24 protein-coding genes are annotated in these 26,343 nt (G+C 64.3%); 13 read left to right on the forward strand and 11 right to left on the reverse strand.

Going from position 1 to position 26,343, the window contains the following annotated elements:
* Positions 1–38: 38 nt before the first annotated feature.
* A complete protein-coding gene (locus Q8S38_RS04125) occupies positions 39–836 on the forward strand; it encodes an undecaprenyl-diphosphate phosphatase (RefSeq protein ID WP_305679153.1) in 798 nt (265 codons plus the stop codon).
* A gap of 11 nt (positions 837–847) precedes the next feature.
* On the opposite strand, the gene Q8S38_RS04130 is transcribed toward Q8S38_RS04125, so the two are convergent.
* Together Q8S38_RS04130 and Q8S38_RS04135 are read right to left on the reverse strand one after the other, a co-directional pair.
* The gene (locus Q8S38_RS04130; RefSeq protein ID WP_305679154.1) at positions 848–2,563 is read right to left on the reverse strand and encodes an MFS transporter; all 1,716 of its coding nucleotides are present in this window, start codon (positions 2,561–2,563) and stop codon (positions 848–850) included.
* 64 nt (positions 2,564–2,627) lie between these two features.
* Entirely contained in the window at positions 2,628–3,515 is an 888-nt protein-coding gene (locus tag Q8S38_RS04135; RefSeq protein ID WP_305679155.1) for a protein-methionine-sulfoxide reductase heme-binding subunit MsrQ, read from the reverse strand.
* A gap of 130 nt (positions 3,516–3,645) precedes the next feature.
* Between Q8S38_RS04135 and Q8S38_RS04140 the strand changes: the two genes are divergently transcribed.
* From Q8S38_RS04140 to Q8S38_RS04170, 7 genes are all read left to right on the forward strand, one after another.
* Entirely contained in the window at positions 3,646–4,260 is a 615-nt protein-coding gene (locus Q8S38_RS04140; RefSeq protein WP_305679156.1) for an HAD family hydrolase, read from the forward strand.
* Between the two features lie 288 nt (positions 4,261–4,548).
* Complete coding sequence (locus tag Q8S38_RS04145; protein WP_305679157.1) at positions 4,549–5,013, forward strand: SxtJ family membrane protein; 465 nt, start codon at positions 4,549–4,551, stop codon at positions 5,011–5,013.
* Between the two features lie 12 nt (positions 5,014–5,025).
* Complete coding sequence (locus tag Q8S38_RS04150; RefSeq protein WP_267520496.1) at positions 5,026–5,175, forward strand: DUF5989 family protein; 150 nt, start codon at positions 5,026–5,028, stop codon at positions 5,173–5,175.
* A gap of 8 nt (positions 5,176–5,183) precedes the next feature.
* Positions 5,184–7,016, forward strand: coding sequence for a carbamoyltransferase family protein (locus tag Q8S38_RS04155; RefSeq protein WP_305679158.1), 1,833 nt, complete (start codon positions 5,184–5,186; stop codon positions 7,014–7,016).
* Between the two features lie 40 nt (positions 7,017–7,056).
* Entirely contained in the window at positions 7,057–8,139 is a 1,083-nt protein-coding gene (locus Q8S38_RS04160; protein ID WP_305679159.1) for an SGNH/GDSL hydrolase family protein, read from the forward strand.
* Positions 8,140–8,341: 202 nt separating this feature from the next.
* A complete protein-coding gene (gene mgrA, locus Q8S38_RS04165) occupies positions 8,342–9,364 on the forward strand; it encodes an L-glyceraldehyde 3-phosphate reductase (RefSeq protein WP_305679160.1) in 1,023 nt (340 codons plus the stop codon).
* A 149-nt stretch (positions 9,365–9,513) separates the two neighbouring features.
* Positions 9,514–10,935: a phosphomannomutase gene (locus tag Q8S38_RS04170; RefSeq protein WP_305679161.1), complete on the forward strand. Its 1,422-nt coding sequence runs from the start codon at positions 9,514–9,516 to the stop codon at positions 10,933–10,935.
* Positions 10,936–10,993: 58 nt separating this feature from the next.
* Here the strand turns inward: Q8S38_RS04170 and rfbA are convergent, their stop codons facing one another.
* Genes rfbA through rfbB form a run of 4 tightly spaced genes read right to left on the reverse strand, consistent with a single transcriptional unit; the run spans position 10,994 to position 14,406 of the window.
* Positions 10,994–11,869 carry a glucose-1-phosphate thymidylyltransferase RfbA gene (gene rfbA / locus Q8S38_RS04175; protein WP_305679162.1) on the reverse strand — a complete coding sequence of 292 codons (876 nt, stop codon included), beginning with the start codon at positions 11,867–11,869 and terminating at the stop codon, positions 10,994–10,996.
* Positions 11,870–11,875: 6 nt separating this feature from the next.
* Entirely contained in the window at positions 11,876–12,769 is an 894-nt protein-coding gene (gene rfbD, locus Q8S38_RS04180; protein WP_305679163.1) for a dTDP-4-dehydrorhamnose reductase, read from the reverse strand.
* A gap of 5 nt (positions 12,770–12,774) precedes the next feature.
* On the reverse strand, positions 12,775–13,332 hold the full coding sequence (gene rfbC / locus Q8S38_RS04185; RefSeq protein WP_305679164.1) for a dTDP-4-dehydrorhamnose 3,5-epimerase: 558 nt from the start codon (positions 13,330–13,332) through the stop codon (positions 12,775–12,777).
* An 18-nt stretch (positions 13,333–13,350) separates the two neighbouring features.
* Positions 13,351–14,406, reverse strand: a complete 1,056-nt coding sequence (gene rfbB / locus Q8S38_RS04190) for a dTDP-glucose 4,6-dehydratase (protein WP_305679165.1) — start codon at positions 14,404–14,406, stop codon at positions 13,351–13,353.
* Between the two features lie 324 nt (positions 14,407–14,730).
* Between rfbB and asnB (Q8S38_RS04195) the strand changes: the two genes are divergently transcribed.
* From asnB (Q8S38_RS04195) to Q8S38_RS04215, 5 genes are all read left to right on the forward strand, one after another.
* Positions 14,731–16,629 (forward strand): asparagine synthase (glutamine-hydrolyzing), encoded by a 1,899-nt coding sequence (asnB, locus tag Q8S38_RS04195; protein WP_305679166.1) that lies wholly within the window; start codon positions 14,731–14,733, stop codon positions 16,627–16,629.
* Positions 16,630–16,761: 132 nt separating this feature from the next.
* Entirely contained in the window at positions 16,762–18,699 is a 1,938-nt protein-coding gene (gene asnB, locus Q8S38_RS04200; RefSeq protein ID WP_305679167.1) for an asparagine synthase (glutamine-hydrolyzing), read from the forward strand.
* Between the two features lie 26 nt (positions 18,700–18,725).
* Positions 18,726–19,685, forward strand: coding sequence for an NAD-dependent epimerase/dehydratase family protein (locus tag Q8S38_RS04205; protein ID WP_305679168.1), 960 nt, complete (start codon positions 18,726–18,728; stop codon positions 19,683–19,685).
* A 7-nt stretch (positions 19,686–19,692) separates the two neighbouring features.
* A complete protein-coding gene (locus tag Q8S38_RS04210) occupies positions 19,693–20,634 on the forward strand; it encodes an NAD-dependent epimerase/dehydratase family protein (RefSeq protein WP_305679169.1) in 942 nt (313 codons plus the stop codon).
* Between the two features lie 55 nt (positions 20,635–20,689).
* Positions 20,690–21,754 (forward strand): NAD-dependent epimerase/dehydratase family protein, encoded by a 1,065-nt coding sequence (locus Q8S38_RS04215; RefSeq protein WP_305679170.1) that lies wholly within the window; start codon positions 20,690–20,692, stop codon positions 21,752–21,754.
* Positions 21,755–21,772: 18 nt separating this feature from the next.
* Here Q8S38_RS04215 and Q8S38_RS04220 read toward each other — a convergent pair whose 3' ends face one another.
* Genes Q8S38_RS04220 through Q8S38_RS04240 form a run of 5 tightly spaced genes read right to left on the reverse strand, consistent with a single transcriptional unit; the run spans position 21,773 to position 26,333 of the window.
* A complete protein-coding gene (locus tag Q8S38_RS04220) occupies positions 21,773–22,447 on the reverse strand; it encodes a formyltransferase family protein (protein WP_305679171.1) in 675 nt (224 codons plus the stop codon).
* On the reverse strand, positions 22,440–23,150 hold the full coding sequence (locus tag Q8S38_RS04225; protein WP_305679172.1) for a WbqC family protein: 711 nt from the start codon (positions 23,148–23,150) through the stop codon (positions 22,440–22,442). Before Q8S38_RS04225 ends, Q8S38_RS04220 begins: the two co-directional genes overlap by 8 nt.
* 9 nt (positions 23,151–23,159) lie before the next feature.
* Positions 23,160–23,894, reverse strand: coding sequence for an ABC transporter permease (locus Q8S38_RS04230; protein ID WP_305679173.1), 735 nt, complete (start codon positions 23,892–23,894; stop codon positions 23,160–23,162).
* A gap of 58 nt (positions 23,895–23,952) precedes the next feature.
* Positions 23,953–25,170, reverse strand: coding sequence for an ABC transporter ATP-binding protein (locus Q8S38_RS04235; protein WP_305679174.1), 1,218 nt, complete (start codon positions 25,168–25,170; stop codon positions 23,953–23,955).
* Complete coding sequence (locus Q8S38_RS04240; RefSeq protein ID WP_305679175.1) at positions 25,167–26,333, reverse strand: ABC transporter ATP-binding protein; 1,167 nt, start codon at positions 26,331–26,333, stop codon at positions 25,167–25,169. The genes Q8S38_RS04235 and Q8S38_RS04240 overlap by 4 nt, the downstream gene beginning before the upstream one ends.
* Positions 26,334–26,343: the final 10 nt, after the last annotated feature.

Consider the following 26,343-nt stretch of genomic DNA (forward strand, 5'->3'; position numbering starts at 1 on the left):
AGCGACGCCGCGCACGCCCCGAGAGAAAAGAGCCGTCCATGGAAAATCTGATCGAGGCGCTCATCCTCGGCATCGTCGAGGGCTTGACCGAGTTCCTGCCGGTGTCGTCGACCGGCCATCTGCTGCTGCTCGGACATTTCCTCGGCTTCGAATCCAACGGCAAATCCTTCGAGGTCCTGATCCAGCTCGGCGCGATCCTCGCCATCACCCTGGTCTATTTCCGCCGGCTGCTCGACATCGCCTTGCGCATTCCCAGCGATCCCGCCGCACGGCGCTTCGTCATCGGCGTGCTCGTGGCCTTCCTGCCCGCCGCACTGATCGGCGCTGTGCTGCACGGCTTCATAAAGGGCGTGCTGTTCAACCCCTTCATCGTCTGCTGCACGCTGATCGCGGGTGGCCTCGTCCTGCTGGTCGTCGACGACCTCGAGCTGGAGGAAAAGCATCAGGACGCCACGACGTTCCCGCTGTCGATGTACCTGAAGATCGGGCTGTTCCAGTGCCTGGCGATGATCCCGGGCGTGTCGCGCTCGGGCTCGACCATCGTCGGAGCCATGCTGATGGGCGCCAGCAAGCGCGCCGCCGCCGAGTTCTCGTTTTTCCTGGCGATGCCGACCATGGCGGGCGCCTTCGCCTATGATCTGCTGAAGAGCTACAAGACGCTGACCTTCGACGACGTCACGCTGATCGCCATCGGCTTCGTCGCGGCCTTCGTCGCCGCGCTGATCGTGGTGCGCAGCTTTCTCGACTTCGTCTCGAAGCGCGGCTTTGCGCTGTTCGCCTGGTGGCGGATCGTCGTCGGGCTGTTTGGCCTGGCGGGGCTCTGGATCGTCGGCTGAAGCCGTCCGCCTCAGCTGTCGTGCCCCATCGACTCAGGGGGATGCTGCGGGGGTAGGCCGCGCGGCAGGGTTGCGGTCTCGCGTTCGATCATGCGGTGGACGACCGGCGGGTTGGGCCCCTTGTGCAGGGCCCTGACGCGCTCGCCGATATCGGCGTCGGCCAGCGTCATCCGCTGCGCCTGGCGGACATATTCGACCCAGGTCGGCGTGTCGTAGCGCTCGACCCAGAGCTCGGGGTCCGTCAGGTCGCGCAGCAGCGTCCAGTGGCGGGCGCCGTCGCGGCGGCGGATCCGGCGGCGTTCCGCCATCGCCTTGAGAAACTCGACGACGTCCTCCTCGCGGATCAGCCATTCGATCGTGACGATCACCGGTCCGCTGCGCGGCTCGATATCGACGGCGACCTTGGGCTCGCGCCAGCGGCTGAGCGGATCAAGATTGAGCGCCTCCAGCGGTGGCAACTGGTAGCGCAGGCCGAGCGCCGCGCCGGCCAGAAGCGCGAAGGCCGAGAGCAGCAGCGCCTGCTCGGGGCCAAAATGCAGCGTCGCCTGGCCCCAGGCCCAGCTTCCCGCCGCCATCCCGCCGAACGCCGCCATCTGGTAGATCGCCAGAGCCCGGCCGACGACCCAGCGCGGCGCCGAGAGCTGCACCGTCGCGTTGAAGGTCGAGAGCGTCAAAACCCAGCAGGCGCCTGCCACCGCCAGCGCCGGCATGGTCAGCCACATCGTCGTGCTGACACCGATGATCGCGGCGGCTGTCGCGTAAGCCGCGAAGGTGGCGCGCACCAGCGCCTCGGTCGTCAGCATGCGGCGCAGACGCGCGCTCATGAAGGCGCCGATCACCGCGCCCGCCCCGAAGGCCCCCAGCAGCACGCCAAACACCACCGGGCCGCCCTGGACCAGGTCGCGCGCGATCAGCGGCAGCAGGGCCAGCGCCACGATTCCGCCGAAGCCGAAGGCGAACGAACGCAGGATGACGCTGCGGATATTGGGCGACATCGCGACATAACGCACGCCGGCGCCCATCGCGATCAGCAGCGTCTCGCGCGGCAGCACGCGCTCGACGTGCGGCGGCTTCCAGCGCGCCAGCACGGTGATCAGGGCGATATAGCTGAAGGCGTTGATGACGAAGGCGGCGACCGCGCCGGCCGCCGCCACGATCGCGCCGCCGATGGCGGGGCCGACGCTGCGGGCGATGTTGAAAGCGACGCTGTTGAGCGTCACGGCCGCCGGCACGTCCTTGCGCGGCACCATGTCGCCGACGGAGGACTGCCAGGCCGGGTTGTTTAAGGCCGTGCCGCAGCCGATCAGGAAGGTGAAGCCGAGCAGGAGCCAGGGCGTCATCACATCCAGCCAGGCCGAAAGCGCCAGCAGGATCGAGACGCAGAGCATGAAGCCCTGCGCGGTCAGCATGATGCGGCGCCGGTCGTAATTGTCGGAGATCGCGCCCGCCGCCAGCGAGAACAGCATCACCGGCAGGGTCGTCGAAGCCTGGACGAGCGCGACCATGTCGGGCGAATCGGCGATCGCCGTCATCATCCAGGAGGCGCCGACCATCTGGACGAGGCCGCCGAAATTCGAGGCGAGGCTGGCAAACCAGACCGCCCTGAAGATCGGCTGGCGCAGCGGCAGGAACGGCGAATTGCGCTCCGGGTCCGGCGCGACGCCGTCCGAGGCCAGTTCAGCCTGGGCGACGTCGGCTATCGGCTGGGCATTGGGATCGTCAGGCATGTCATAGGGTTAGAACCTCAGGCCGCACCTGCCAACCGCGATTGCGCGGCGGGCGGCCCTGCGGTCAGGACACGGCCTGGGCCGGCGCGCCGGCCCGCGCGCGGCGAGGCTCTGGTTTTTGGCGTCCCCTGAAGGCTCTGACCAGCGCAACCGCGAGCCCGACGAGCGCAACCCAATGGCCGGGCCGCATCGAAGCCAGCTCCTGATAGACCAGAATGTCGGCATTGGCCTGGAACACCAGCCAGGCCGAGGCGCCGGTGGCAAACGCATACCAGGCGGTTTCGGAGAGCGCGGTGGCAAGCCCGGTGCCCAGCGCGGCGGCGACCAGCACCGGCGTCGTCAGTGCGATCTTGAAGCGCTCCAGCCCGCGATAGACCATCAGCAGCGCAAACAGCCCGGACATCAGCACCGGCTGGGTGACGTCGATCTTCGACTGCAGGGCGAAATGCAGCAGGCCGAGCAGGGCGATCGGGTAAATCAGCATGTGCAGGCGCTGCCAGGCCTTGGCGCCCATCCGCCGGATCATGCCGTCCGTCGAGGTCGCGCCGAGCGCGACAAGCCCGATCAGCGCGGTGATGCCGACGATCAGATAGAAGCGCTTGACGATCTCCGAGACGATCAGACCCACATCCCAGCCGAGATCGATGCAGTACAGGATCAGATGCGCGGCGGCATAGGCGAGCACGGACAGCCCCAGCATCCGCCGGATGCCCAGCAGCTTGCCAAAGTCCAGCACCCGCCGTAGCGGCGAGATCGCAAGCGTGACCAGGAGCAGCCGCACCGCCCAGGTGCCGGTGTCGTGAACGGCGCGTGTCCAGGGCTTGGCACCGAGCTGGCCGGCCCAGGCCTCATAGGCGAGGATCAGCGCGGGCAGCAGCACAAGCGCAAAGGCCGCCGCGCGCAGGCCCGAGACGCGCCCCTGCCGGTCCAGCCATGGCAACCATGAGCTCATGTCGCTCTCCGCGATTGCAATTGTCCCCTCGGATACGCGAGACTTCGCATCGCTGTCTCGCCGCGCTGCACACAAGGGCGTGAACGAAGGCGGACGAACGATCGGACCCTCAACCCACCGGAACCTCAGCATGCCTGCCAAGATGCCCACCGTCGTCTTCGATGTCGGCAATGTCCTGATCCGCTGGGATCCCGTTCATGTCTATCGCGAGATGATTCCCGACGACGAGAAACGGGCCTGGTTCATGCAGAATGTCTGCACCGCCGCCTGGAACCTCGAGCAGGATCGCGGCCGCAGCTGGGAGGAGGGCGTCGCATTGCTGGTCGCCGCCCACCCGGAATGGGAAAGCCAGATCCGGGCCTATGACGAGCGCTGGCACGAGGCCGTGCCCGGCATCATCGAGGACAGCGTCGCCGTGCTCGCGGAATTGCGGGAGCGCGGCGAGAAGGTCTACGGGATCACCAACTTCTCGCGCGAGAAATGGGCGGAGTGCCTGATCCGCTTCCCCTTCCTGCAGAGCTTCGACGGCGTCGTCGTCTCGGCCCATGAGGGCGTCATCAAACCCGATCCGGAGATCTACCGGATCCTGCTGCAGCGATACGGGTTGGCGGCGGCCGACTGCATCTTTGTCGACGACAGCGGCCGCAACATCGAGGCGGCGCGCAGCGTCGGCATGAAGGGCGTGCATTTCGTCGAGCCGATCGACCTGCGCGCGGAACTCGCCCGCCACGGCGTGGCGTTCTGACGCTGCCTCAGGCGACAGACCGGCTTGGTGCGATGCGTGACTTGCGTGCCAGCGCCGGTGTTGCCGCAAGTGCAAATTCGATAGGATCTGGCCGGTCTAAGTCCGGAAGGTGGTTGGCTGCGGTTGGCCGTGTGGATTCGGTCCCCGCCATCCGCTCCAATATTCCATGCAAACGCGCCTAAACCTCATCTGCGCCAGCTCCGCTCAGTTCCGACCTGACTGCGGCGGCCGATTGCCATGGCGAGCAGTGTCCTATAAGTCATCGGCTTTGATCGGTCAGGAGCTATCTTGACGTTACGCCCTTCCGGAACCGGCGCGAGAAAGAAGCTCTCCGGCCAGCTTGCTGGCGAGTCGCTGCATCGCGAAGACAAGCTCACGCCCGGCTCCGCGCGGCAATTCGGCCTCGTCATGGCCGTCTTCTTCGCTGTTTTGTGTACCATTGCGCTGTGGCGCGGCGCGTGGGCTTGGGCGGCGGTCTGGGCCGGTTTCGTAGCAGTCTTCGGTTTGGCCGCGCTGGTCGTGCCGCGAACGCTGGACCCGTTGAACCGATTGTGGTTTCGGTTTGGACTGCTGCTTCACGCCATCGTCAATCCACTCGTGATGGGGCTGATGTTTTTCGTCGTCATGACGCCTATAGGGCTTTTGATGCGCGCGCTCGGCAAGCGCCCGATCCCGCTTCGGCCCGACCGGGCGGCGGCGAGCTACTGGCTCCCTCGAGAGACGGCGCCAGGCCCGATGACAAAACAATATTGAGGGACCGCAGCGATGTCTTTTTTGAGCGAACTCGGCGAGTTCATGCTCGCTCGTAAGAAGTACTGGCTGATGCCGATCGTCTTGATGATGGCGCTTTTGGGCGGACTTCTCGTGCTGACCAAGGGCTCAGCGATCGCACCCTTTGTCTACACCCTGTTTTAGGGTCGCAGATGCGCATTCTGGGGCTGTCTGCCTACTACCATGACTCCGCTGCTGCGCTCGTGGTCGATGGCCGGCCGTTTGCCGCTGCACAGGAGGAACGCTTTACCCGGGTCAAGCACGACGCCGTCTTTCCGGCGAACGCCGTCCGCTACTGTCTTGCGGAGGCGAAAGCCACTCTCTCCGAACTCGACGCCGTCGTGTTCTATGAAAAGCCGTTCCTGAAGTTCGAGCGGCTGCTCGAAACCTATCTCTCGGTCGCGCCCGCTGGCTTTCGGCAGTTCCTGACCGCCATGCCGCTTTGGCTGCGCGAGAAGCTCTTCCAGAAGCGCCTACTCTCCGACGAGCTCAAAGCCATCGATGCGGGCTTCGATCCGGCGCGCCTGCACTTCTGCGAACACCATCTGAGCCATGCGGCGAGCGCGTTCTATCCCTCGCCTTTCGAACGCGCACTGGTCCTGACCCTCGACGGCGTCGGCGAATGGCCTACGACGTCGGTCGCGCTCGGCAACGGCGCGGCTTTGGATATCGTCAAGGAACTGCACTTCCCGCATTCGCTGGGGCTGCTCTATTCCGCCTTCACGCATTATGCCGGCTTCAAGGTCAATTCCGGCGAATACAAGCTGATGGGGCTTGCTCCCTATGGCGCGCCGCGTTTCGCGCAGACCATCCTCGACCGCCTGGTGGACCTGAAGGAGGATGGTAGCTTCCGGCTGGACCAGACCTATTTCGACTATATGGGCGGGTTAACCATGATCAACCCGCGTTTCGAGGCGCTGTTCGGAGAACCAGCGCGCAGCGCTGAATCTCCGCTGCGCCCTTTCCACATGGATATCGCCGCCTCGATCCAGGCTGTCACGGAAGAGATCGTCCTCAGGATGACGCGGGCGCTGTCGATCGAGACCGGCGAGCGGAATCTTTGCCTCGCCGGTGGCGTCGCGCTCAATTGCGTCGCGAACGGAAAGATTCTGCGCGATGGGCGTTTCAAGAACCTGTGGGTTCAGCCTGCCGCGGGAGACGCCGGCGGCGCGCTGGGGGCTGCGCTTGCGACGCATCACCTCCAGTTTGGCGGAGCGCGCGAAACGCCCAAAACGCTCGACGCAATGTCTGGCGCTTATCTCGGCCCTGCTTACGGCCAGTCCGATACCGAAGCGCGCCTTACCGCCGCCGGAGCCGTCTTCGAGACGCTCGAAGAGGAGGAACTTCTCGCCAGGACGGTCGCGGCCCTCGGTGAAGGCCAAGCGATCGGCTGGTTCCAGGGGAGGATGGAGTTTGGCCCCCGTTCGCTCGGCAACCGCTCGATTCTGGGCGACCCGCGCAGCCCTGTCATGCAGCGGACCCTGAATTTGCGGGTCAAGTACCGCGAATCGTTCCGGCCGTTCGCACCGGCCGTGCTTGCGGAGGACGTCTCCAGTTGGTTCGAGCATGAGGGCCCATCGCCCTATATGCTGTTCGTCGCCGACGTCGTCGAGGCGCGGCGACACGCGATGACACCCGAGGAGCAAGGCTTGTTTGGGATCGACAAGCTCAATGTCGTTCGCTCGGACATTCCGGCGGTCACTCACGTTGATTATTCGGCGCGACTCCAGACCGTGCATGCCGAGACAAACCCTCGCTTCCACGGACTGCTCCGCGCCTTCAAGGCGGCGACCGGGTGCAGCGTACTCATCAACACCAGCTTCAACGTGCGCGGCGAGCCGATCGTCTGCACGCCGGAGGACGCATTCCGCTGCTTCATGGGCTCGGACATCGAGATGTTGATCGTCGGCGATTGTCTGCTCCGCAAGGAGTTGCAGAACCCGGGACTGATGCATGACTACAAGTCCTCGTTCGAACTCGACTGAAGTCGTGAGGTCCGCCCGATTCACGCGCCGGCGCGAAGCCATGCTCAACCTTGGGCTTGCTGTCGCCAGCGCGCTGTTCTTCCTCGCGATCTGCGAATTCTTCGTTTTCAGGATCGTGCTGCCTGGCAGCGACGTGCCGCGCAACGCCCTCATCAACGACGTGGTTCGCTACGCGCCGGGCCAGACGGGAGTCTGGCGGGTGCGCGACGATATCGCGGCCCCCTTTTCGATCAACGCACAGGGCTGGAACTCACCGCTTGCCGACTATGCGACCGAGCGCCGGCCGGGCGTCTCCCGCATCGCCTTTGTCGGCGACAGCTTCGTCGAGGCTCTGCAGGTTCCGGTGAGCATGAGTTTCGTTGAAGGCGTCGCGCAGGCGATGTCGGGCGAGCGTCCAGTCGAGACTTACCGCTTCGGCATTTCAGGCGCGCCCCTCAGCCAGTATGTGCACATGGTCGAGCGCGAGGTGGCACGCTTTCGTCCCGACCGGATCGTCGTGGTCCTGGTCCATAACGATTTCGATGAGAGCTTCGTGTTGCGGCCTGGGCGCTATACGTCGAGCTTCCTGAAATTCAACATCACCAACGGAAGGTTTCTTGGGGAACTGCCGCCGGAGCCCTGGCGGCCTGGGGCGTTGGAATTCCTACGACGCACCGCGATCGCCCGGTACTTTTTGTATCGCTGGCAGGTGCGGCCGCAAACCTTGGCGGACTTTTTTCTCGGCCCGGCGCGCGCGTCCGATCCGCGCTATGCGGCCAACATCGATGTCAGCGAAGTGCTGCCTCGCGAAGCCGATATCCGCGTTGCGACGCACCACGCCTTCGCCCGGCTCTCTGCCTTGGCGCGCAGTGCGGGTGCTTCGCTGCATCTCGTGATGGATGGAGACCGAGGCGCCATCCAAGCAGGCGTGGTCTCCAGCCCAGCGCTTGTTCTCAACGCGATCGTTGCGGACACGGCCAGGGCTCAAGGGCTGCCGTTTCTGGATCTTCACCCGGTCTTTGCTGCCGATTGGGCCAAGCAACAAAAACGTTTCGATTTTCCGTCGGACGCGCACTGGAATGCGCACGGCCATCATGTCGCCGCTCGGGCTATCGCGCAGTTCTTGCTGGCGCCGCCCCCCTAGCCCGGCGGCGAGGTCGTCGCCGCCGAAACAGCCGAGCCGCAGAACGGCACGGCTGCAGTCGAGCGTCGCCCAAAACAGGGCAATGGCCGCTCGCCGCAATCTCGCGCGCAAGCAGCGATGGCGTCGCGCCACGATTGCTGCGGCCCGCGCACGCAGGCTACGATCACGTTCGAACAGGACAGCCAGGAGCGTACGCCAGACCATGCCCAGCGAAACCCGCTATGACCAGATGACCTACAACCGCTGCGGCCGCAGCGGTCTCAAGCTTCCGGCCCTGTCGCTCGGCCTCTGGCACAATTTCGGCGAGACCACCGCGCCCGATCTCGGCCGGCGGATCTGTCGCACCGCCTTCGATCTCGGCATCACCCATTTCGATCTCGCGAATAATTACGGGCCGCCACCGGGTTCGGCGGAGACGGCGTTCGGGACAATCCTGCGCCAGGATTTCGCCGCGCATCGCGACGAACTGGTGATCTCGACCAAGGCCGGCTACCGCATGGGACCGGGCCCCTATGGCGAGTGGGGCAGTCGCAAATACCTGCTCTCCAGCCTCGACCAGAGCCTGAAGCGGATGAAGCTCGACTATGTCGACATCTTCTATTCGCACCGCTTCGACCCCGACACGCCTCTGGAAGAGACGATGGGAGCGCTCGACACAGCCGTGCGCCAGGGCAAGGCGCTCTATGTCGGGCTGTCCTCCTACAACGCCAGGCGCACCCGCGAGGCGGCCGCCATCCTGCGCCGCCTCGGCACGCCCTGCCTGATCCACCAGCCGAGCTATTCGATGATCAACCGCTGGATCGAGGAGGACGGCCTGCTCGACACGCTGGATCAGGAGGGCATCGGCTCGATCGTGTTCTCGCCGCTGGCGCAGGGCATGCTGACCTCGAAATATCTCGGCGGTGTCCCCGATGGCAGCCGCGCCGCCAAGAAGGCGCCGTCCTTCCGCGACGGCTTCCTCTCCGACGACAATCTGAAGCGCATCGCGGCGCTGAACGAGATCGCGGCCGGGCGCGGCCAGAGCCTCGCCCAGATGGCGATCGCCTGGGTCCTGCGCGGCGGCCGCGTCACGTCGGCCCTGATCGGCGCCAGCCGCCCCGAACAGGTCGAGGATTGCGTCGCCGCCCTCAAGCGCCCTGATTTCAGCGCCGAGGAGCTGAAGCTGATCGACCAGCATGCCGGCGAGGGCGGCGTCAACATCTGGGCGGCGTCGGCCGAGCGCTGAGCGGGGACGATGCGGGGCCGATCTGGCCGCGCATCGTCTTGCGGCACCCCGTTGCCTTCGGTGGCCGCGTCAGATTAGGAACCCTGGCGCCCTGAAGCCGTCTGCAACGACGGCATGAACCGTATCCGCACCCGTGACAGGTGGTCCCGATGACGAGTCTCAAATTCGGAACCTCGGGTCTGCGCGGCCTCGTCACCGAGCTCGTCGGCCTGCCGGCCTACAGCCATGTCCGCGCCTTCTGCGCGGTGATCGGCGAGGACGGCGCGGCGGGGCCAGGCGGGGAGGTTCTGATCGGGCGGGATCTGCGCTCGTCGAGCCCGCTGATCGCGGCGCAATGCGCACGGGCCATCGTCGATGCCGGGCTGGTTGCGGTCGATTGTGGGGCGATCCCGACGCCGGCACTGGCACTCGCGGCCGCGCAGCGCGGCGCGCCGGCCATCATGGTCACCGGCAGCCATATCCCCGATGATCGCAATGGCCTCAAATTCTACCGCCGCCAGGGCGAGATCGATAAGGCGGACGAGGCGCGGATCCTCGCCTGGCATGCGAAACTGAACCTCGCTGTCGTCCCCGACGAGCCCGTCACGCCCCGTAGGCACGATGCGCTGGCCGCCTACCAGGCCCGCTATCGCGAATTCTTCGGCGCGGATGCCCTGCGGGGCCTGACGGTCGGCGTCTACCAGCATTCCTCGGTCGGGCGCGACGTGATCTGCGATCTCGTCTCCGCGCTCGGGGCCACGCCCGTCCCGCTCGGACGCGCCGACCGCTTCATCCCCGTCGACACCGAGGCGCTGCGTCCCGAGGACGTGGCGCTGGCAATCGAATGGGCCGGCAGCCAGAAGCTCGACGCGATCGTCTCGACCGATGGCGATGCCGATCGCCCGCTGGTCGCCGACGAGGCGGGCCGGTTCCTCCGCGGCGATCTCGTCGGCGCGCTGACGGCGGCCTTTCTCGGTGCGGACGCGATCGTGACGCCTGTGACCTCGAACTCGGCGCTGGAGCGGCTGGGCCTGTTCCAGCAGGTGGTCCGCACCCGCGTCGGCTCCCCCTATGTCATCGCCGGCATGGCGGAGGCGACGGCAGCCGGCGCGCGCCTCGTGGTCGGCTTCGAGGCCAATGGCGGCGTGCTGCTCGGCTCGGATGTCGCGCATGAGGGCGTCAGCCTCGCCGCCCTGCCGACCCGCGACGCGATGCTGCCGATCCTCGCCACCCTGACGGCCACTGCCCGCGCCCAGAAGCCGCTGAGCCGCCTCGCCGCCGAGCAGAATTTTGCCATCGCCCTATCGAATCGCCTCCAGGAGGTGCCTCAGGAGAAGACGGCCGCCTTCATCGCCAGGCTCGACGCGGACAACCCCGCTTTTCGCGATGCGGCGTTTGCCGGCCATGGCGGCGTGGCGGCCCGCGACCGGCGCGACGGCCTGCGCCTCACGCTGGGCGACGGCACCACGGTCCATATCCGCGCCTCCGGCAATGCGCCGGAACTGCGGGTTTATGTCGAGGCGCCCGATCAGGCCGGAGCAGACGCCCTGCTCCAGGAAGGCCTCGATATCGCGCGGCGGGCGACGGCCTGACCGGCGCGACGGCCCCGAAGGACGCCATCGCAGCGAGGCGTCCCACGCGCGTCCTGCATCACCGCGCCAGTTCGCGCGCGATCCGCAGGATATACTGACCGTAATCGCCCTTCTTGAGCTTCTCTCCCAGCGCGGCGAGCTGCAGCGGAGAAATCCACCCTTGTCGCGCGGCGATCTCCTCGGGGCAGGCGATGCGCAGATCCTGCCGGCTTTCGAGCGTCCGGACAAATTCCGAGGCCTGCAGCAGGCTGTCGGGCGTGCCGGTGTCGAGCCAGGCGAAGCCGCGGCCCATGCATGCGACGGAGAGCTCGCCGCGCTCCAGATAGACGCGGTTGACGTCCGTGATCTCAAGCTCGCCGCGCGCGGACGGCTTGAGGCTGGCGGCGATGTCGACGACCTGGGCATCGTAGAAGTAAAGCCCGGTGACCGCCCAGTTCGACTTCGGCGCCGCTGGCTTCTCCTCGATCGAGATCGCCGCGCCGGCGGCATCGAACTCGACCACGCCATAACGCTCGGGATCACGAACGTGATAGGCGAAGACGCTGGCGCCCTTGGGGCGCGCCGCGGCCGACGCCATCATCTCTGGCAGGGTATGGCCGTAGAAGAGGTTGTCGCCGAGGATCAGGACGGAAGGCTCGCCCGCGACGAAATCGGCGCCGATGATGTAGGCCTGCGCCAGACCGCCCGGATGCGGCTGCTGCGCATAGGACAGCGCCATGCCCCAGTCGGAGCCATCGCCGAGCAGGCGCTGAAAATGCGGCAGGTCGTGCGGCGTCGAGATGATCAGCACCTCGCGGATGCCGGCCAGCATCAGCGTCGACAGCGGATAATAGATCATCGGCTTGTCGTAGACCGGCAGAAGCTGCTTCGACATCGCCAGCGTCATCGGATGGAGTCGCGTGCCGGAGCCGCCGGCCAGGATGATCCCCTTCATCGTCGTCTATCCCGTCTGGTGTTCGGTCAGGAGCCTGCGCACGCAGGACCGCAGCGCGTCCTGCCAGGGCGGCAGCGTGACCCGGTGAATCGCGGCGAGCCTGGCGGAATCCAGCCTCGAATTTGCCGGCCTTTGGGCCGGTGTCGGATAATCGGCGGTGGCGATGCGCTCGACCCGCACGGGCGAGCACCCCAGTCGCTCGCGCTCGGCGAAGATCGCCTCGGCGATGTCGGCCCAAACGGCCGCGCCTTGCGCGCCCATATGGAAGATGCCGCGCAGGGCTGCCTTATCCGGGCTCTCGGTGAGATTGCGCGCCACAGTGAAGATCGCATCGGCGATTTCGAGCGCGCTGGTGGGGCATCCGGACTGATCCGCCACGACGGCGACCGAGTCGCGCGTCTCCGCCAGCCGCAGCATCGTCCTGACGAAGTTCCTGCCGAAGGGGCTGTAGACCCAGGCGGTGCGCAGAATCGCATGGTTGCCCGTCGCGGCGGCCACCGCGCGCTCGCCCTCGAGCTTGCTGCGGCCATAGGCCGAGATCGGGCCGACCGGGTCGTCCTCGCGATAGGGCCGGTCGAGCCGGCCGTCGAAGACATAGTCGGTCGAGATCTGGATCACGGGGACGCCGAGCGCAGCCGCTGCCTTGGCCACCTCACCGGCCGCCGCACCGTTGACCAGCCGCGCCGTCTCGTCCTGGCTCTCGGCCAGATCGACGGCGGTGAACGCCGCCGCGTTGACGACGACATCCGGTCGGCTGGCACGGATCGCCGGAGCGATCGTCTCGAGCCGTTCGAGATCGAGTTCCGGCCGGCCGAGCGCGGTGACGCTGACGCCCTGTGGCGCGCGCTCGCCCATGGCGCGCACGACCTGTCCCGAATGTCCGGTCACGGTGATGCGCATGCCGATCAGTCGAAATAGCGCGGCAGATCGGACAGCCGCGGGTGCCGTTGGTCCTTGTCCGACAGCACGAGGTCGCCAAGCGGCAGGCGCCAGTCGATCCCCAGCGCCGGATCGTCGAAGGCCAGCCCATGGTCGTTGGCAGGCCCGTAGGGCGCGCTGACCTTGTAGAGCACCTCGGTGTCGGGTTCGAGCGTCACGAAGCCATGCGCAAAGCCGACGGGCACGAGGAGCTGGCGCCAGTTTTCCGCCGAGAGCTCGACGGCGACATGCCGGCCGAAGCTCGGCGAAGAGGCGCGGATATCGACGGCGATGTCCAGGATGCGCCCCCGGGTCACGCGCACGAGCTTGTCCTGCGCGAAGGGCGGCGATTGGAAGTGGAGCCCCCGCAACGTGCCGACGGGTCCCGAGAGCGAGTGATTGTCCTGCACGAAGACGAGGTCGATCCCGGCCTCGGCCATCGCGGCGCGGTTGTACACCTCGGAGAAAAAGCCGCGATGGTCGCCATGCTTCTTCGGGGTGATGATCTTGACGGCGGGAATCGCGGTCGGTTCGACGCTCAGCATGGGTTCGTCCGGTTTCGTTCAGGCCGCGCCGAGGCGCTCGCCGCGATAGACGCCCGAGCGGATATCGCCCCACCAGCCGGGATTGGCCAGATACCATTCGACCGTGCGCCGCAAGCCTGTGTCGAACGTCTCCTTCGGCGTCCAGCCGAGTTCACGGCCGATCTTGCCGGCATCGATGGCATAGCGCGCATCATGCCCGGGCCGGTCGGTTACGTAGGTGATGAGGCGCTCATGCGGCCCGGCCGGGTCGGGGCGCAACGCGTCGAGCAGGGCGCAGATGCACTTCACCACATCGAGATTGGTCTTCTCGTTATGGCCGCCGATATTATAGGTCTCGCCGACGACGCCCTTCGCGGCCACCGTCAGCAGCGCATCGGCATGGTCGTCGACATAGAGCCAGTCGCGCACGTTGAGGCCGTTGCCATAGACCGGCAGCGGCTTGCCCTCGAGCGCGTTGATGATCGTCAGCGGGATCAGCTTTTCGGGGAAGTGATACGGCCCGTAATTGTTCGAGCAATTGGTCATCACCGTCGGCAGGCCATAGGTGTGGTGCCAGGCGCGCACCAGATGGTCGGAGGCTGCCTTGGACGCCGAATAGGGCGAGTTGGGCTGATAGGCCGTGTCCTCGCGGAAGAAGCCCTCGGGGCCAAGCGAGCCGAAGACCTCGTCGGTCGAGACATGGTGGAAGCGGAAAGCCGCCTTGCGAGCCTGGTCGAGCCCATGCCAATGGCGCAGCGCCTCCTGCAGCAGCGCGAAGGTGCCCACGATATTGGTCTGGATGAAGTCGCCGGGCCCGTCGATCGAGCGATCGACATGGCTTTCGGCCGCCAGATGCAGGACGATGTCGGGGTCGAAGTCGGAGAAGATCGCGCGCACCCGTTCGCCATCGCCGATATCGACCTGCTCGAAGCGGTAGCGGTTGCTGCCGGCGACCGGCGCGAGCGAAGCGAGATTGCCGGCATAGGTCAGCTTGTCGACGACGCAGACGTTTGCCTCCGTCTCGCCGATCAGCTTGCGCACGACCGCCGAGCCGATGAAGCCGGCACCGCCCGTGACGAGGAATTTCAGTGACACGCCAGGGCGCTCCGGAGCAGGAGAGAGGTTCGGTGTCGATCCTGGTGGATGGAAGAGCCAGCCGGCCGCCATCTGTCAAGGAGTGGCGGCTCGGCTGGCGGACGATTGCCGATTGAAATGACCGGACGACGGCGCCCTTCCTGACAGTCATGCGAGCAGGTCATGGCATTAAAGGCCACCACTGGGAGATGCGTGGGCTCACGCGGCAGGCTTTGAGATCAAGGTTTGCGGGCTTGGACGGTTCTCGACGAACCGGATCGGCCTCGTTATAAGCCCGCCTCTGCACATTCGGTGCAATCCAACGAATTTTTTCGAGAAAAGCTCATGTGCGGAATCTTCGGGTCGATCGGATTTGAGCCCGATGCTGCAAGAATCGACATCGTCGCCCACCGCGGCCCTGACGGGCGCGGCTGGGAGGTTTATTCGTCACCCAAGGGCCCCGTGGCACTGGGCCATCGGCGCCTCGCGATCATCGACGTCTCAGACGCGGGGCTTCAGCCCATGGGCGATGCGTCTGGCCGCTACCAGATGGTCTTCAACGGCGAAATCTACAATTACATCGAATTGCGCGAGGAGATGCGCGCAAAAGGCGAGGTTTTCGTCAGCGAATCCGATTCGGAGGTTCTGCTCCGGGCTTACCTGCTTTGGGGCGAAAACGCCTTGCCCCGTTTGCGCGGGATGTTTTCGTTCCTGATCTGGGATCGCCGTGACAAGAAGCTCTTTGCCGCGCGGGACCGGTACGGGATCAAGCCGCTCTATATGACGTCCTCGCCTCGCGGCGTCGCGTTCGCTTCGGAGATCAAGCAGCTGCTGGGACTGCCGAGCGCAACCAATCGCATGAACATAGCCCGGGTGCATGATTTTCTCAGCTCCGGCATCTCGGATCATACGTCGGAGACGATGTTCGAAGGCGTAAGCCAGGTCCGCGGAGGAGAATGCGTCAGCATTGATGCCAGCGAAGCCGGCGCGATCGAAGTCAAGGTGCGTCGCTGGTATCCGGCTGTTGCGGGCGATCTGTCTATCTCTGAGGAGGAGGCAGGTGAACGGTTCCGCGAGCTTTTAACTGAATCCGTCAAGCTGCACTTGCGATCAGACGTTGCTGTTGGATCGTGTCTTTCGGGAGGACTGGATTCGTCCGCTATTGTCTGTCTGATGTCGGGCATGATGGGTTCTGGCGAAGGAGGGGCGAAGGTCAATACAGTTTCAGCCTGCTACGCTGAAAAAAGTGTCGACGAGAAGCCCTTTATGGATGCGGTCGTCGCGCATGCTCACACCGAGCCGCATTTCATTTTTCCCAAAGCAGAAGATGTCTTTCAACGTGCATCGGATATTACCTGGCACCAGGACGAGCCCTTCGGCTCGACGTCGATTTTCGCGCAATGGTGTGTCTTCGAGGAGGCCAAGCGTGTCGGTGTCAAGGTGATGCTTGATGGCCAGGGGGCCGATGAGCAGCTGGCCGGATACCACAGCGGCTTTTCGTACTATATGGCAGATTTAACGCGCCGCCGGCAGTTCGGGCAGTTGATACGCACGATCATCGAGCGCAACCGTTATCATGGCACTTCTGTCTACGAGCAGATCCGAAATCATCTTGTTCCGCTGTTGCCGCCGAAGGTTGCGGGGTTGCTGCGTAGCCAGCATCGCGCGCTGACGCAGCATGATTGGCTGGGAACCGACATCATTCGCAGCAAGGGAAACCCCAAGGGCGCTTTACAGCTTGCCAGCGACGAACTCGGCTTGCCGACCGTCGCGGATATCCGCACATTGTGCATGACGCTGACCTACGGTTCCAATCTGGCGATGCTGCTGCATTGGGAAGATCGGAACTCGATGGCCCACTCCATCGAAGCGCGGGTCCCCTTCCTCGATCATCCGTTGGTCGAATTCAATCTGGCCCTGGGCAACGACCACAAAATCGTTGGCGGCGACACCAAGCGCGTCCTGCGCAAGGGGATGTCCCATGTCCTGCCGGAAGTCATTCGGGAGCGCCGCGACAAACTCGGTTTTGCTACGCCGGAACAAATCTGGTTTCGCGGGCCTCTTCGAGGGCTTGTCGAGGACGGGATCGAGAAAACTCTGTCTCGCTTCCCCGGCCTGATGAACGCGGACGGGGTTCGGGCGTTGGCAAGGGAAATGCTCGACGGTGACCGCCCGCTCGATTTCACGCTGTGGCGCATCATCAATCTCGGCATTTGGGGCGAGCGTGTCGGAGTCACGATGTGACGATGCGCGGATTGATCCCCTCAAGCTGACAAGCCTCGATCGCCCTGCTAAACGCTGTCGTGCCGAGGTCTGGCCTGCCGGCGCGACCGGCAAATTGCGCCAACCTGAGTGCTACCAAAGAAAGTATCCCGAATGTGCGGCATCGTCGGAGCGGTATCTTTAACGCGCCAGCCGATTAAGCGGCTCGACAGTGCACTCGCCGCCATGAATCAGTTGATTGCACATCGTGGCCCTGACGGTCACGGTTTTTGGCGCGCTCCATCGGACGTCTGTGGCCTTGCCCATCGTCGGCTTGCCATCATCGACCTGTCGCCCAACGGGCACCAGCCGATGGTCGGGCAGAGTGGCGCGGTCGTCACGTTCAATGGCGAAATCTACAACTATCTCGAATTGATGGATGAGCTGAAGTCCGGTTGGTCTTTCCGGTCCTCGTCTGACACGGAGACCGTGCTGGCCGCCTATGCGAAATGGGGTGTGGACTGCCTGAAGCACCTGCGCGGCATGTTCGCATTCGGCCTCTGGGACGGGGAGCGCTTCTTTGCGGCGCGAGACCGTTTCGGCATCAAGCCGTTCTATTATGCAGTGGTTGATGGCACGCTCTACTTCGGTTCAGAGATGAAGGCGCTGCTGCCGATCCTGCCGGACATCGCGACAGACTCGGAAGCGCTCGCCGAGTACATGACTTTTCAATACACGATCGGCGAAAAGACGCTTTTCAAGCAGGTTCATACGCTCCTGCCAGGCCATGCCTTGACGGTCGAGAACGGCGAAATCAAAGTTTTTCGCTATTGGGACGTTCATTACGACATCGACTGGGATCACACGCCGCGCTGGTTTGCAGAGGAGATGCGTGGACGATTGGCGGATTCGGTCCGCATGCATCTGCGCTCCGACGTGCCGGTTGGGGCCTATATCTCAGGAGGCATCGATTCCAGCCTGATCGGCATCCTGGCCGGGCGCGAGGAAGCCTCCGGGCGCATCGGATTCCACGGAAAATTTACCGAATTCCCAGGCTACGACGAGAGCGCGTATGCCGAAGCGGCTTGCCGTGACGGCGGGATCGAGTTGCACCAGATCGACATCACCGCCGATGATTTCCGGAACAATATCCAGAAGGTCCTCTACCATCTCGACACGCCCGTGGGCGGCCCAGGGTCCTTTCCGCAATACATGGTCTCTGAACTGGCCGCCCGCCACGTCAAGGTGGTGTTGGGCGGACAAGGTGGCGACGAAATTTTCGGCGGGTATGCGCGCTATCTGATCGCCTATCTCGAACAGGCGATCAAAGCCTCGATCGATGGTACTCAGCGCAACGGCAATTTTGTCGTGACGCCTGAATCGATCATTCCGCACCTGACGGTGTTGCAGGAATACAAGCCCCTGATCCGGCAACTGTTTTCCAAGGGTCTGTTCGGCCCGCTCGACGAGCGTTATTTCCGACTGATCGATCGATCCTCCGACATGGAAGATGAGGTCGATTGGTCGGCGCTCGACAGAGCCGGTGTGTTCTCACGCTTCCAGGCGATCTTTAACTCCGAGCGGAATGTGAAGAAGGAAGCCTATTTCGACTCGATGACGCATTTCGATTTCAAGTGCCTCCTGCCCGCCCTTCTGCAGGTCGAGGACCGGATGTCGATGGCGCATGGGTTGGAATCGCGCGTGCCGCTGCTCGACCATTCGGTCGTGGAGTTTGCGGCGACCATCCCTGCCGACATCAAGTTCAAGGGCGGCCAGATGAAGCACTTCATCAAGTCGACCTTTTCGGGCGATCTGCCACAGGAGTTGGCGCAGCGGCGCGACAAGATGGGCTTCCCCGTGCCGCTCAAGGAGTGGTTTTCGGGCGAACTCAAGGACATGGTCGCAGATATCTTCGCCACCCAGAAGAGCCGGCGGCGCGAGTTTTTCAACTCTGACGCGATCCTCGCCAATTTTGACAAGGCCGAGCGCTTCTCGCGCAAGACCTGGGGTCTGCTCAGCCTCGAACTCTGGCAGCAGACCTTCCACGACCGCGCCGCCTCCTATCGGCGCATGCTCGACGAGATCGAGCCAGCACCGGTCGCGGCCGAATAACTCCAGCAATTTACGGGATCAGAATCATGAAGGTCTTCATTACGGGCGGCTCCGGCCAGGTCGGCTCGACCGTGGCGGATATGTTCCTGGCGCGCGGCGACAGCGTGATGTCGCTCGAGAACTTCTCCACTGGCCGGAAGGACAACCTTCTCGATCAGGAGCGCCTGACGCAGGTCGAGGGCTCGATCACCGACTGGAAGCTCGTCGATCAGCTCTTCAGCGATTTCAAGCCGGATGTCGTCGTGCATACGGCCGCATCCTACAAGGATCCGGATGACTGGGAGACCGATGCGCTGGTCAATGCTGTCGGTGGCGCCAACATCGCCAAGGGCTGCAAGCTCCATAAGGTCGGCCGGCTGATCTATTTCCAGACGGCCCTCTGCTACGGCACCAAGCCGCTGCAGCAGCCGATCCAGCTCGACCATCCGATCAACCCGGTCAATTCGAGCTATGCGATCTCGAAGACCGCGGGCGAACATTATGTCCAGTTCGCAGGCGTCGATTGGGTGACGTTCCGCCTCGCCAACGTCATTGGGCCGCGCAATGTCTCCGGCCCGCTGCCGATCTTCTATGGCCGGCTTGCCGAAGGAAAGAAGTGCTTCGTGACGCCGGCCCGGCGCGATTTCTGTTATGCGGGAGATCTCGCCAAGGTCGTGGTCCAGGCCGCGGACGGCCGGGGCAACGGCACCTACCACTTCTCCTCTGGCAAGGACGTCGCAATCCGCGAGCTTTACGACGCGGTGGTCAAGGCGATGAAGCTCAATGACTATCCGGAGCCGGAAGTGAAGCCGCTCGGACCGGACGACGCTGCTTCCATCCTGCTCGATCCCTCTCGGACCTTCGCCGATTTCGGCGATGTCGAGTTCACACCGCTCGACGAGATCGCACGGCTGTCGGTCGAGCGTTGGGAGAAGGAGGGCGTCGTCGGCGGCTACACCCACCTCAAGGAAGCCCGCGCCGACATCAAGACGCCGGCCAAGGGCTGAGGCGAGCATGCGTATCCTCATCACGGGCGGCGCCGGATGCCTCGGCTCGAACCTGACCGAGCGTTATCTCGAAGCCGGGTATGAAGTCCTGGTGCTCGACAATTTTGCGACCGGTCACCGCGGTTCGCTGCCGGAGGCGCATCCGGGGCTTACCGTTGTCGATGGCAACGTTCAGGACCGCGCCCTGGTCGACAAGCTGTTCGCCGCGTTCAAGCCTAGCCATGTCGTCCATTCCGCCGCGGCCTACAAGGATCCCGACGACTGGCTCGAGGATACGCGCACCAATGTCGAGGGCACGATCCATGTCGTCGAGGCCGCGCGGTCGGCGGGCATCAAGCGCTTCGTCAATTTCCACACCGCTCTCGGCTATGGCCGACCCGATCGGCTGCCGATTCCCGCCGACGCACCGGCGCGCCCCTTTACCAGCTACGGCATCTCCAAGCAGGCCGGCGAAAACTATCTCGCCATGTCCGGCCTGCCCTTCGTCTCGCTGCGTCTCGCCAATGTCACCGGGCCCCGCCTCGCCATCGGCCCGATCCCGACGTTCTATACGAGGCTGAAAGCCGGCAAGGGCTGCTTCTGCTCGAAGACCGTGCGCGACTTCATCGACATGGACGACTTTTTCTCGGTCATGGATGCGGTGATGGCCGATGGTGCACCGACCGGACTCTTCAACGTTTCGACCGGTACGGGGCACACGATCAAGGAGATCTTCGACATCGTGGTCGATCACCTCGGAATCGAGCTGAAGGAGCCGGTGCCCGAGGTCGAGCCCGGCGCCGACGACGTTCCGGCGGTCGTTCTCGATCCATCGAAGACCATTGCGACCTTCGGCTGGCGTCCGCGCTACTCGTTCGAGCAGACGATCCGGCGCATGTTGTCATGGTACGACGATCATGGCGTCACCGCACTCTACAGCCATCTGAAGGCACCGCCTTCAAAGGCTTGACCAGCCTTTTCGCCGCCCTCCACGCTGCCGCATCATCTTCCGAACGGATACATCCATGACCGAGAGCTTCGCTGGCAAGAACGTGATGGTGGTCGGCGGCGCCGGCTTCGTCGGCTCGAACCTCGTCAAGCAGATCCTGCGCGAGAAGCCCCGCAAACTGACGATCGTCGACAACTTCCTCTCGGCCGACGCCGTCAACGTCCCCGACGACCCGGCCGTGCATCTGGTCTCCGGGCCCATCACCAGTGATCGCATCCTGCGCGACCTCGATGACGACCTGGATTATGCCTATCATCTGGCCTGCTTCCACGGGAACCAGTCCTCGATCCATGATCCCTTGATGGACCATGACAACAACACGCTGACCAGCCTGAAGCTGTTCGAGCGGTTGAAGGACATCAAGAGCCTGAAGAAGGTGGTCTATTCCGCCGCCGGCTGCGCCGTCGCCGCCAAGACCTTCGATGGCGCCACCGCGACGGACGAGGACGCGCCGGTCTCGCTCTTCCATGACAGCCCGTACTCGATCTCGAAGCTGATCGGCGAGATGTATGGAAACTACTATTTCACCCGCTTTGGCATGCCCTTCGTCAAGGCGCGCTTCCAGAACGTGTATGGGCCGGGCGAAATCCTCGGCGCCGGTCGCTGGCGCGGCACGCCGGCGACGGTCTGGCGCAACGTGACCCCCACCTTCATCTGGAAGTCGCTGCATGGTGAGGCGCTGCCGGTCGAGAATGGCGGCATCGCCACACGCGACTTCATCTTCGTCGAGGACATGGCGCGCGGCTTGATGGCCTGCGCGCTGCGGGGCGAGGCCGGCGAGATCTATAATCTCGGCTCCGGCGCCGAAGTTTCCATCCGGGAACTGGCGGAACGCATCAATGCTGCGACGGGGAATGAAACGCCGATCGCACTGACGCCCGCACGCGACTGGGATCGCTCCGGCCAGCGCTTCGCCGCGACTGACAAGGCGCGCGAAAAGCTCGGCTTTGCCGCGGAGGTCGGCCACGAGGAGGGGATCAGGCGGACGGTCGAGTGGACCAAGGCCAACAAGCCCGTCATCCTGCGCTGCATGACGAGCCACGCGCATTTCATGCCGGATTTGAGAACCTATTCGGCCTAAGCGGGCAGGCTGCGGCCGTCAGCTCTTTCGGCCGGCGGCCTTGTCGATCCTGAACGTCCAGCCATGCAACTGGACGGTCAGATTGTTGTAAACGCCGCCGTCGAAAGCCGCGAAACGCTTTTGGAACTCCTCGGCGCTGATGTCCGGCGTCAGCGCGCACATCGCCCTGAAATCGGCGCGGGCCCGCTTCCGCGCGCCCCAGCGCATTCCGCCGGCCGGCACAATCGGCAGCCCCTCGGCCAACGCCCGCCCGTGACGCTGCAAAAGGCGCACGGATGCGGCATTGGCGAGGTCGAGCAGCGGTCCAGGCGCGCAGCCGGGCGGGACATCGAACCATTCGACATCGAGGATCGGCCCGTCGTCGACCTTGGCTGTCATCACGTGGAAGGTCGCTCCATAGCGTGCGACGCCATCGTAGACGGCGAAATGATGCGGATCGCGCCCCGGATAATCCGGCGAGGCGGGATGCACGTTGAAGGCGCTGCCCTCGAAGCGTTCGAGCACGTCGCGCGGGACGATGACGGACGTTCCGAAGGAAACGAGTGTGCCTGTGTCCGCCTGTCGCAGGTCCTCCAGCGTCCGCGTGACTGCGGGCCCTGCGCCCGCGTGGGTGAGCGCTGCCACGACGGCGTTGAGCAGGTCGCCCTCGACGCTGGTCAGCAGTACGATGGTCTTTGTCGGGCGGTTAGGCATTGGCTGGGTCCGGAAAGGCTTCAGCGAGTGGACGCCCATCCCACATCACGTAGTCGATGACGGACAAGCCCGGAATGAAGCGGGCCTCGTCGCCATAAGCGCGCGGCGAGAACCCCTGCATGACCAGCCGGACACCGCCTTCGGCAAAGACATGGTTCTCCTGATAGCCGTCCGCTCCGCCGCCAGCGAGGTAGGCGTCGCCGCCCGCCGCCTTGACGAGGGAGACCAGCAGGTTGGTCGAACTGCCGCTGTGCTGCAGTTCCGATTGCCGCAGGTAGCGGGTGGTCACCCCGAGATGGGCGGCGATGGCCTTGATGGCCGCGATGTTGAAGGTGGCAAGATTGGTCTCTGCCACGCGTATCAGCGGCTCGATGAGAGCGAGCGCGGCCCCATACCTCGGAGCGCGGCGATAATTCGCCTCCAGCGTCTTCAAGAGCTTGTCACGCCACGGCTGACGGTCGTCGATGACGGCATCCGAAATGGGTGAGCCGAGCGGCATGCGCTGCACAGGGCAGCTGACCCAGCGCGCCTCGCCCTGAATGGCGAGCCGCACGCGATTGCTCCACGAACCCATGCTGCCGGAGCCGGAGCGGGGATAATCGACGGTGTCCAGGAAGACGAACGCGTCCGCCCGGCGGATCTTGTCGAAATAGCCGATCCACGGGAAGAAATTCGGTTGGTGGATGGCGACGAGACCGGCCATGCGTCGCACTCAGAGCCGCGTGTCGAAGAAGGACTTGAGGCGGCGGAACCACCACAAGCCGCCGACGAACAACACGGTTGACACAACCACCATGTAGACGAGCATCCAGAGCGGCGGCAGCGTGCCGTGCAGGATGGGGGCCCGGAAGCACTCCGCCATCACGTAGAAGGGATTGTAGACGAGGAAGCGCTGGATCGGCGCGGGGTAGGACGAGAGCGCATAGAAGATGGGCGAGGCGAACAGGAGCGCCGTCAGCACGCTCGGCAGCGCGATGGCGGTGTCGCGCACGAACACGTTGAGCGCGGACAGGAACAGCCCCATCCCTGACACGAAGAACAGCTGCAGCAGGATTATCAACGGCAGGACGAGCACGGCGGCATTGATCGGCTCGCCGCCGAAGAGTTGGAGCAGAAAGATAACGACAAGACCGACGGCGAGTGGAACCACGCCCATCATCGCGCCGACGATAGGCAGGATCTCGGATTTGAAGGCGATGTTCTTCACGACGCCCGCATTTCCGACAACCGAAGTCGTTGCGCTGCTGAGCCCTTCGCTGAGCCCGAGCCACGGCGCATAGCCGCTCAGGAGCCAGATGATGAACGGCAGCGTTCCCGCCCGCCCCGGCAGACGGCCGGGGAATACATAGGTGAAGACGAACACGAAGATGCTCATCAGGAGCAGCGGCGAGAGGATCGCCCATACCAACCCGAGAGAGGAACCGAGAAAGCGGTCGGCCAGGTTCATCCGGAACAGACTGTTGATCATGCGGATGTCGTTGCGGCCGAAATAGAAGATCGACATTTCAGGCGCCTTTCTCGATCTGTCCGGAAACAGTCAGCGGGTAATAAAGCGTCGGATTGCCGCCGAACTGGCCTTCCTCGTCCCGAACCTCGAATGTCAGCGTCCGGGTCGAGATGACACGCCCGCCCTGGATCAGGCTGGCGTCGAGACGGTAGAGGTTCTCGCCCAGCACGAACGGATCGAAGACGATCCCGATTTCGAAACGGCCTTTCGGCAGCGGCTCCCGTGAGTTCTCCGACAGCTTCGCGTTCCAGACCTTCTTGCCATCGACACGCAACAAGCTGACGAGTAGGTCGGTGTCTGGGGCAGGGGCCTGCAATGTTCCTGCGATCCGGATGTCCGCTGGCGCGAAGGCCTTGGCGGAGGCCGTGACCGCAGCCCCGTCCTGATACAGGGCAAGGCCCGCCAGGTGGCCGATCTCGGTAACATCGGGGGCCAGCACCGGAGAGCCGAATTTTCGCACCAGATCTTCGGCATCGGCCTTCTCGACGCTGGCGAGATAGGCCTTCGTCACCTTCTCCGGCGCGTCATCCATGATGAGACGACCGTTCTCCAGCCACAGGCAGCGGTTGCAGAGGTCGACGATCGACAAGAGCGAATGGCTGACGACGACGACGATCTGCCCGACCTGCGTCATTTCCTTCATGCGCCGCGTGGCCTTACCCGAGAAGGTGGCGTCGCCGACCGAGAGCGTCTCGTCGATGATGAGGATGTCGGTCTCGATGAATGCGCCCATCGAGAATGCGAGCCGTGCCTTCATACCCGAGGAGTAGGTGCGGACTGGCCGGTCAATGAATTCGCCCAGCTCGGAAAAAGCGATGATGTCGTCGGCCAGCGCGTCGATCTCGGCCTTCGTGCGGCCGTGGACGGCGCCGTCGAGGTAGATATTTTCCCGTCCGGTCGCCTCCTCGCGCAGTACCGCGCCGATCGATAGCATGGCGTGGAGGTCGCCCTTGACCTCGATCGTGCCGGATGTCGACTCGGTAATTCCTGAAATGAGCGAGAGCAGGGTGGTCTTCCCGGCGCCGTTGCGGCCGATGATTCCGACGCACTCGCCCGGCCCGATGTCGAAGGACACGTCCTGCAACGCATCGACATGCCGCGTCACGAGTTCCTTCCGGCCCATGCGCAAGGCCTCGAACAGCGAGACGGGCCCGCCGCCGCCTTCCGCCAGCGCGAAGGACTTGTTGAGGTCTTTGACGGAAATCGATGCCTTCATGGTGCCGCGACGCTCCAGCGAACGGGAAGCGCGATTCCTCGCGCGTCCTCTCCGGCAATGTCGAGCGTGATACCGTTGTTGCTCAGCCAGCCGATGCTGTCGACGAGGATGAAGAGACCGGGTCTTTCAGGGTCCGGCGTCACCAGTTGCACGCTGAGCTGGTAAGTTCCGGGCTCGAGCGGCAACTGCTGCACCGCGATGTCGATCCGATGGCGGCCGGCCTTGGCGGCGACGATGGTCGGATAGCGCGTCATCATCACATTTTCCCAGCCAAAACCGGGCTGCATGCGCTCGACAACGAAAGCCGCGCGGATCTCGCTATCCTCGAAGACGTCCACAGGGATCGACAAGGCGAGGTCGTCGCCGGTGTTCAGGTAAATTGCGCGGCTCGTCGGATCGGCAAGCTTGGCGATGTCCGTGCGGTATTGTGGGGCGGCGTCCTTGCCATAGAGGTAAATCCGGGACGCGCGTTCCGCGGGGCCCGAAAAGATGATCTTGCCGCGGTCGATGACGTGGGCCGTGGTGCAGAGCTTAAGCACGGCGCTCCAGTCATGGGTGACGAGAATCCCAGAGGCGCCATGCGAAATCCGGTCGCGCAACCGCCGCCAGCACTTGGCCTGAAAGTGCTGATCGCCAACCGAGAGGATTTCGTCGAGCAGATAGACCTCGTATTGCCCTGCGGTCGCGGTGGCGAAGAACAGCCGCGCGCCCATGCCGGCCGAATAGGTCTGCACAGGATCGTCAAAACGATCCCCAAGCTCCGAGAAATCCTGGATGTCGAGGATCATCTCGTCGCGTTCGCGCCGCCTGAAGCCGTGCGTGGTCAGCAGGCGCTCCGCGTACTGGCGGCCTGTCAGCGAGGCGTTTCCCACCAGGCCGAGTTCATAGAGCCCGGAAAGATTTCCCTTGACGCTGACCGTGCCGGAATCAGGCGCATAAACGCCGCCGATGACGCGCAGGAGCGTCGATTTGCCCGCGCCGTTGCGGCCGAGAACACCGACGAACTCGCCTTTGGGAACCTCGAAGGTGACGTCCGTCAGCGCATGGAAACGCTCGAGAACGGCGAAATTGGAGAATGCGACCTTCCAAACGTTGCCGGCATCGACCAGAGCAAAGCTCTTGCAGACGCCCGAACACGTCACAGAGATGGCAGTCGGCTTCATGAGCGGGCAA

This window comes from Allobosea sp. (genome assembly GCF_030695125.1).
Taxonomy (GTDB): Bacteria; Pseudomonadota; Alphaproteobacteria; order Rhizobiales; family Beijerinckiaceae; genus Allobosea.